General features: G+C 52.7%; 6 protein-coding genes. 5 read left to right on the top strand and 1 reads right to left on the bottom strand.

Annotation, left to right across the window (positions count from 1 at the left end; all coding sequences use genetic code 11):
* From GX016_07370 to GX016_07385, 4 genes are all read left to right on the top strand, one after another.
* Positions 1-251: hypothetical protein (locus GX016_07370; protein HHT71376.1), on the top strand; the 251-nt coding region annotated here is incomplete at its 5' end.
* A 93-nt stretch (positions 252-344) separates the two neighbouring features.
* Complete coding sequence (locus GX016_07375; protein ID HHT71377.1) at positions 345-3,389, top strand: DNA polymerase III subunit alpha; 3,045 nt, start codon at positions 345-347, stop codon at positions 3,387-3,389.
* Positions 3,390-3,549: 160 nt separating this feature from the next.
* The gene (locus GX016_07380; GenBank protein HHT71378.1) at positions 3,550-3,969 is read left to right on the top strand and encodes a hypothetical protein; all 420 of its coding nucleotides are present in this window, start codon (positions 3,550-3,552) and stop codon (positions 3,967-3,969) included.
* A gap of 97 nt (positions 3,970-4,066) precedes the next feature.
* Entirely contained in the window at positions 4,067-5,278 is a 1,212-nt protein-coding gene (locus tag GX016_07385) for a dicarboxylate/amino acid:cation symporter (GenBank protein HHT71379.1), read from the top strand.
* Positions 5,279-5,361: 83 nt separating this feature from the next.
* Here GX016_07385 and GX016_07390 read toward each other — a convergent pair whose 3' ends face one another.
* Positions 5,362-6,522 (bottom strand): glycerate kinase, encoded by a 1,161-nt coding sequence (locus tag GX016_07390; protein ID HHT71380.1) that lies wholly within the window; start codon positions 6,520-6,522, stop codon positions 5,362-5,364.
* A 206-nt stretch (positions 6,523-6,728) separates the two neighbouring features.
* On the opposite strand from GX016_07390, the gene sfsA reads away from it, so the two are divergent.
* Positions 6,729-7,454, top strand: coding sequence for a DNA/RNA nuclease SfsA (gene sfsA / locus GX016_07395; GenBank protein ID HHT71381.1), 726 nt, complete (start codon positions 6,729-6,731; stop codon positions 7,452-7,454).
* The last annotated feature ends 532 nt before the right edge of the window (positions 7,455-7,986 follow it).

Consider the following 7,986-nt stretch of genomic DNA (forward strand, 5'->3'; position numbering starts at 1 on the left):
ACTGGACCATGCGACTGGTTGAACACCCGGTAACTGTTACAGCGACAGACGGTGGTCCGCACTTTTTTCAGTGGCGAAAGAAACGTTACTTTGTTACTGCCGTTCTGGAACGATGGGTGGATACCGGCGCCTGGTGGGAGAATGAGCCGGAAAAAGTGTTTTACCGGCTGCTGGCCGACGACGGCGGGCTCTACGAGCTTTATCAGGAACGAATTTCGGGCTGCTGGTTCTTATACAAGGTTTATGACTAGCCACGGGGACTGTCCGAGATAGCTGAAACCCAGGTGTAGGGGCGGCCCTCTGTGGCCGCCCGCAAACTGTGCCACTAGAGAGGAGCTTGATTCATGCTTGAGCCGCCTTTTGCTCACCTACACGTTCATTCGCCCTTTTCTTTTTTAGACGGGGCCAGTTCTATCGAGTCTTTGGTGGAGCGAGCGGCTAAGTTGGGGCAACCGGCGCTGGCTCTCACCGACCATAATAACTTATCGGGGGCAGTGCGGTTTGTCCGGGCGGCTGGGGCTGCGGGGATTAAGCCTATCTTAGGGGCGGAGGTGACCACTGTCGGTGGTTATCATTTGGTACTGTTGGCCCGTGATGAAGGCGGCTATCGCAATCTGTGCCGGCTGCTTAGCAGGGCTCACCTGGAGGGAAGGCGGCGAGAGCCGGAGGTTACGAGGGAGAACTTGGCGGCCCATCGTCAGGGCTTGGTGGCGCTGTCCAGTTGTCGCCGGGGAGAAATACCGGCGCTTATTTTACAAGGACGTTTACTGGAGGCTGAGGCGGCCGCCCGAAGGCTGCAGGCTTTGTTCGGCCCCGATTTTTATTTAGAATTAGTAGCCGGGTTATTACCGGGTGACAATTATTTGCATCGCACCTTGGCTGATTTAGCCGCGGCTCTAAAGATAAAATTAGTGGCCACGGCTAATGTCCATTATGCCAGCCGGGAGGATTTTCCTCTACATGATCTGTTTACCTGTGTCCGGACTCATACTACCGTGTCTACTGTGCATTCAGAGCGGCCGCTCAATAGCGAAAACTATTTAAAGTCGGCGGCTGAAATAAAAGCACTATTGGCCGCTTATCCGCAAGCAGTGACGGAAAGTGCACGGCTGGCCGAATCGCTCAGTCCTTCGCTACCTACGGGAAAACTGCTGTTTCCTCGCTTTCCTGCTCCGCCGAGAGAAACAGCTGTGTCCATGCTACAGCGGCTTACTTTTCAGGGTGCCTTTGAGCGTTACGGTAGCCTAACGGACACGTTACGTCAGCGGCTAAAGCAGGAGCTGGCGGTGATCGCGGACCTTGGCTTTGCCGATTACTTTCTCGTCTTATGGGATGTGGTCAGAGAAGCCAAGGTCCGTCGTATTCGTTGCGCCGGGCGCGGATCGGCCGCCGACTCGGTGGTGGCCTATTGTTTGGGGATTACCGAAGTGGACGCTTTTCACCGCCAGCTGTTGTTTGAGCGCTTTCTCAGCCGGGAACGGGCAGAGCAGCCGGATATTGATCTGGATGTGGACGCCAGGCGGCGCGATGAGCTGGCCGAATACTTGAAGGAGCGGTATGGCCGGGATAAAGTGGCGGCGGTGGCCACCTATAGTACCTTTCAAGCCCGGTCAGCCGTGCGGGATTTGGGCAAAGCCTTAGAATTGCCTCCAGACGAGGTTGACCAACTGGCAAAACGCCTGCCTTATTTCGTACCGGCCGATGGCATTATAGCGGCGCGGGAGAAAGTGCCGGAATTAAAAAACAGCTCCCTACCCTGGGAGCGATATCAACAGCTGCTTTCTTTTTGCGCTGCCGCGGCCGGGTTTCCCCGTCACTTAGGGACCCACCTGGGTGGATTGGTAGTGGCTCGCGAACCCCTGTCGACTCTGGTTCCCCTGCAGTATTCAGCCAAAGGAGCTGTGGTGACCCAGTTCGATAAAAACGATATCGAGGATTTAGGCTTAGTGAAGCTGGATTTGTTATCACTGCGCACGTTAAGCGCAGTAGAGGAATCTCTGGTCCTAACAAGCAGGGGTGGAAAGGAAATCCCCTATGAGAATTTGCCTCTGGATGATGTCAAGACATTTGAGCTGCTGCGCTCCGGTAACACTATTGGGGTCTTCCAATTGGAAAGTCCGGCTCAGCGGGCTTTGCAGCGGCGATTGGCTGCCGACAATATGGAGGATATTGTGGCCAGCCTAGCCCTGATTCGTCCCGGACCAATCAAAGGTAATATGGTGGATCCGTTTGTAGCCCGCCGTCGGGGCCAAGAGGCCGTGACTTATCCACATCCAGAACTTAAGCCGGTGCTGGCTAAGACTTTCGGGGTAGTACTGTTTCAGGAGCAGGTGATCGAAATTGCCCGCATTATCGCCGGCTTTACCGCTGGGGAGGCCGACCGGCTGCGGCGGGTGATGACCCATGCCCGATCCCAAAAAGAAATGGATGCCATCGGTTCGGAGTTTATCGCCCGAGCCATGGGTCGGGGCCTTAAGCGCCAGGAAGCAGAAGAAATTTTCGCCACTATAGCCGGTTATGCCAGCTACGGCTTTTGCGAAGCCCATGCCGCCGCTTTTGCTACCACAGCCTACAAAACCGCTTATTTGCTGGCTCACTGCCCGGCCGAATATTTGGCTGCGTTGCTAAGCTGCCAGCCCTTGGGTTATTATCCACCCTGGGTGCTGATCGGGGAGGCACGGCGGCGGGGGATTAAAATACTGCCGCCGGATATTAATGTAAGCGCTGCCGGTTACACGGTGGAAAACGGTGCCCTTAGAATTGGCCTCAAGCAAATCAAAGGGATGAAAGAGAAGGTCTTAACCGAACTGCTGGCTGTGCGGGAAAACCAAGCATTTATTTCCTGGGCAGACTTAACCGAGCGGGTAGATCTTCCGGCCAATTTACGCGCAGCTTTAATTTTAGCCGGAGCGGCCTTGGCTTTTAACCCTAACCGGCGTGCTCTGTTATGGCAGGACAACCTGAATTGTACCGGCTCAAAGGTACCTGATTTCACTCCGGCCGAGCGGATCGCTTTAGAATGGGATATCCTCGGCTTTTCTTGGAGTGGACACCCCTTAAGCTTAGTTCGATCGCAGCTAGCTGGGGCTGGAGTATTGCCTATCGGTGCTGCTTCTCGACAACGGCCCGGGGTAGAATGTTGGGTAGCTGGATTGCCGATAAGACCGCACCGTCCGCCCACCAGAAGCGGTCGCCGGGTGGCGTTTTTGTCCCTGGAAGACGAAACCGGCTTACTGGATGTTACTGTTTTTGAAGATGTTTACCATCGCTACGGTCATATCCTGTTTAGCGGGCAGCTTAAACCGCTGCTGATACGAGGTTATTGCCAGGGCCAAAATAGTCGTTCGAGCTTCATTGCCCAGGAACTTAAAGTTCTAAAATTTAAATAGGGGCCGGCAGCAGGAATTCCTGCCGTCGAGGCCAATATATATAATCATAAGGGTCGCAATAATGACCCAGTTGCCCATCATTGCACAAGCGGCAACATAACAAATCTCGGTCCCGGACCAGATCCCCTGCTCGGATTACCAAAAAAAGGGAGGTAGAGGCATGCAAAGTCTATTTAAATTACAGCCAGGTGCTGCCGCCACCGTTCAAAAGGTGGTTACCGAGGCAGACACAGCCCTCCATTTTGGTAGCGGTGCCTTAAAAACCATGTTTGCCACGCCGGTGTTAGTTGCTTTTGTAGTTGAGGCAGCGGTAAGGGCGGTGGATCCCAAACTTCCCGATGGTTTTGTAACGGTAAGCACAGGTTTCAACTTCAAGCACACAGCCCCGACGCTCCTGGGCTTAACAGTCACGGTACAAGCGGTCCTGGAACAAGTGCAAGACAATCGCCTTTTTTTCCGGTTCAAAGCTTATGACGAAGTTGGTGAAATAGGCCAGGGCACGCACGAACGGGCGGTAGTGAGCTTGAAAGGTATCATGAAAAGCGCCGAAAAGCGGCGAGAACAACTCAAAATTACCTAAGGCCTCAACCTTCGTTTTAGGGGGTGATTACGAGCAAATAGATGGAAGAAGGCCAGTCCCAAGATGACACCAACTCTTTTAAGGGGGGGGTACAAGAGTGAAACTGTGGCAGAAAATCCTGATCGGATTTCTTATCGGTGCGGTGTTAGGCCTCATTTTCCCCCAACTGGCAGCGCTTAAACCTGTGGGCGATCTCTTTATTCGGCTGATCAAGATGCTTATAGCGCCCATGGTGTTCGCTTCGCTGGTAGTTGGCGCCTCCAGTATCGGCGACCTGAGGAAACTGGGTCGTGTCGGCGGAAAAACTGTAGCTTATTTTCTGATTACTACCGCCGTCGCTATTGTTATCGGCCTTATTGTGGCTCTTATAATACAACCGGGGGCCGGGTTTGTACTGAAAGAAGTAGACAAATACGAGGCCAAACCGATGCCCAACGTTATCGAAGTCTTTCTTAACATGGTGCCGACCAATATAATCAACTCGCTGGCCACTGATAACATGCTGCAAATTATTGTATTTGCCCTCTTTGCCGGTGTAGCGGCCACTATGATCGGCGACAAGGGTAAACCGTTCTTGGCTTTCTGTAATAGCGTTGCTGAAGTAATGTATAAAATTACCGGCATGGTAATGGGCTTGGCACCTTACGCTGCCGGGGCTCTCATGGCCTGGGTTACAGCTACCAATGGACCGGATGTGTTACTACCGTTAGCCAAAGCACTGATTGCTGTCTACATTGCCAACCTTTTGCACGCAGCCGTGGTGTATTCGGGAGCAGTTTACCTTTTTGCCCGGATGAGTCCACTGCATTTTTTCCAGGGGATGTTCGAGGCTTGGGCTGTGGCCTTCACCACTTGCTCCAGCAGCGCTACGCTGCCTGTTTCCATGCGCAATGCTCAAGAGAACTTAGGTGTGCCCAATGAAATCTCCAGCTTTGTTCAACCGCTGGGCGCCACCATCAATATGGACGGCACGGCTATTTACCAGGGTGTCTGCGCCTTTTTCATCGCCCAGGTTTATGGTATTCAACTTGGTCTCCCGCAGTATCTAATGATCATCCTCACGGCTACCTTAGCTTCTATCGGTACCGCCGGTGTTCCCGGTGCCGGCATGATCATGCTCAGTATGGTGCTGCAGACAGTGGGACTGCCGCTGGACGGTATCCTTCTTATCGCCGGCGTGGACCGGATCTTTGACATGATCCGTACCTCCATGAATGTGATCGGTGACGCTGCCGGTGCTGTGGTTGTGGCCGCTACCGAAGGCGAGCTGCAGACACTGCCGGCCGGAGTTGATGTAGGCGGAAAATAGACCATCATAAATAAAGCCTTAGCAAAGCCGCTCCCTCAGGCAGGGAGCGGCTTTTAGCATAGTTATCCCCTATTACTCGATACCTACTTATTTTTGCCCAGAAAGCTAAGTTGCTGGCCCACGGTAACCAGACGCAGGGCCCGTTCGGTAGCTAAGACAAGCAGTTCTTGGCTGCGACGCATGGCTTCCGGCAAGGAGAGAGGGTAGGGAGTAAGGGGATAGACAGCCTGGATGCCGCAGGCATAAACCGGTTCCACATCGTCGCCGATACCGCCGGCAATGGCGATCACCGGAATGTTGTTTGCTTGGGCTGCTTGAGCAATACCGGCCAGGGTCTTACCGAAGGCAGTCTGAGCATCTATTTTGCCTTCACCGGTGAGCACCAGATTGGTCCGGTGCAGACGTTCCGCCAGACCTACAGCTTGGATAACAATGTCAATGCCTGGTTTTAAAGTGGCCCCTAAAAAGGCCATCAGCCCGGCCCCAAGCCCACCGGCGGCTCCAGCTCCGGGAACCTCTTTGATGTCCCGCCCCAGGTGGTGTCGGATGACTTCAGCCAAGTGAGCCAGGTTGGCGTCCAGCCGGGCTACCATGTCCGGAGTAGCTCCTTTTTGCGGTCCGTAGATGGCAGCTGCCCCGTGCGGTCCGCAGAGGGGGTTGTTTACATCACAGGCCACAGTAATTTTCACCCCGTGCAGACGGGACTTTATGGGCGCTAGGTCTAGGTGGGCCAAATCCTTGAGGTTGCCACCGCCCCAGCCGATATCCTTACCGCTTACATCTAGAAACCGTGCCCCTAGAGCCTGAGCCATACCGACACCGCCGTCGTTGGTGGCACTGCCGCCGATGCCGATGATCAAATGTCGGCAGCCAGAAGCCAGGGCCGCGGCTATCAGTTCACCCACACCGTAAGTAGTGGTAAGAAGGGGATTTCGCTTGTCCTCGGGAACTAAGTACAGGCCGGCGGCGGCAGCCATTTCTATCACCGCGGTTTCTCCATCCCCCAGCACACCATAGCTAGCCTGAACCGGCTCACCTAATGGACCGGTTACGGTTACGTGGCGCAAACTGCCGTTGGTGGCCATAACCAGGGCCGCGGTGGTTCCTTCACCCCCGTCAGCCATGGGGACTAGCTCCAGCTCGGCTTGAGGAAAGATGCGCTTTACCCCGGCAGCCATGGCCTCTGCTGCTTGGACAGCAGTCAGACTGCCCTTAAACGAATCCGGTGCAATGACAATGCGCATGATAAGAGTTCCTCCTTTGCTGACCTCCGCCTTTAATTTAACATTAGGGCATAAAAAAGGAAAGCCGCTTTTATTAAGTCGGAGCGGTTTATACCTTAGTTATGACGTTGGGCGGGCTAGGTCTTACTATTTTTTTTGGGTTGCTTTTGCTTAGTACCCTGTGTATAAAATAAGCACAGTTGCTTAATGGAAAGAAGGTGGCACCAGTGACCCCCATAAACATTACCTTACCTCCGCTGAAGAAAGGGTGCCTAATTGCCCGCCCTAATCGGTTCTTAGCCCAGGTCGATCTGAAGGGAAAGGAGATTTTAGCCCATGTGGCCGATCCGGGTAGATTAAAGGAACTGCTTTTCCCCGGAGCGGAAGTATATGTAGCGGCAGCAGCCAATCCCAACAGAAAAACTGCTTTTGATTTAAAATTAGTGAAGGGTCGGGAAGTTTTAGTTTCGGTGGACAGCGGTGTACCCAATCGTTTAGCCAAGCTGGCTCTTGATGCCGGTGCTTGGCCCACTTTTAAGGGCTATGACAGTATCAAGGCTGAACCTAGATACAAACGTAGTCGCTTTGATTTTTTGCTCCAAGGGCAGGATAAACCAGACTGCTATATAGAAGTAAAAGGTTGCACCTTAGTGGAGGATGGTGTAGCTTTGTTTCCCGATGCCCCTACTCTAAGGGGCGCGCGCCAGGTGGGAGAATTAACAGAACTGATGGGCCAAGGCGCGCGGGCAGCGGTAATTTTTATTATTCAGCGCCAGGATGCAGTTTTGTTCCGGCCTCACACCCAAATGGACCCTGCTTTTAGCCAAGCTCTTTATCAGGCCCAGGCGGCAGGGGTAGAAGTGTTGGCCTATCGCTGCTCGGTAACCGAAACAGAAATAGGCTTAGATATGCCCGTGAAAACTATTCACATCGCTACCAAAGAGCACCTTTAAGTTTTTGTCACGAGGGGGGAGTAGAAGCACTCTTTACTGAATATGTCAGATCGCTGGATGTGGATCTAAGCTTTCAGAACTTTAATGAGGAATTATCAACTTTACCGGGTAAGTATGCTCGCCCTGCTGGAAGGTTATATACTGCATATTCAGATGGGAAAATAGCAGGTTGCGTTGCTTTAAGAAAGTATAGTGAGCAGACGTGCGAAATGAAAAGACTGTATGTGCGTGCCCTTTTTGCCATGAAAAATGCAAGAGCACTTTACCAGAAGCTTGGATTTGTAGAAAGCGCTCCATATTACAACAATCCTATCAAGGGTACAAGTTATTTTTGTCTTTCCTTATAGAAGGGTACGCGGATCACAAGTATTTGGCGTATTAGCAAACATGGAAATATAAAAACGGAAAGAAGGTCAGTACAACAGGTAGCAGGATAACGCCGGGCCTAGGCGAAAAAATAGGAAAAAGAGTTGATAACTCAAGCTGGGAGCGATAGTTATGGCAACGTGTACTAAAATCTTAGTAGTGGAAG

The organism is Bacillota bacterium, from assembly GCA_012837285.1.
Classification (GTDB): Bacteria; Bacillota; DTU030; order DUMP01; family DUMP01; genus DUNI01.

What these genes read in the sequence shown, in the direction of transcription:
- GX016_07390 (HHT71380.1), bottom strand. Translation starts at nt 6,522, where the DNA reads ATGCGCATTGTCATTGCACCGGATTCGTTTAAGGGCAGTCTGACTGCT.
- GX016_07375 (HHT71377.1), top strand. Translation starts at nt 345, where the DNA reads ATGCTTGAGCCGCCTTTTGCTCACCTACACGTTCATTCGCCCTTTTCT.
- GX016_07380 (HHT71378.1), top strand. Translation starts at nt 3,550, where the DNA reads ATGCAAAGTCTATTTAAATTACAGCCAGGTGCTGCCGCCACCGTTCAA.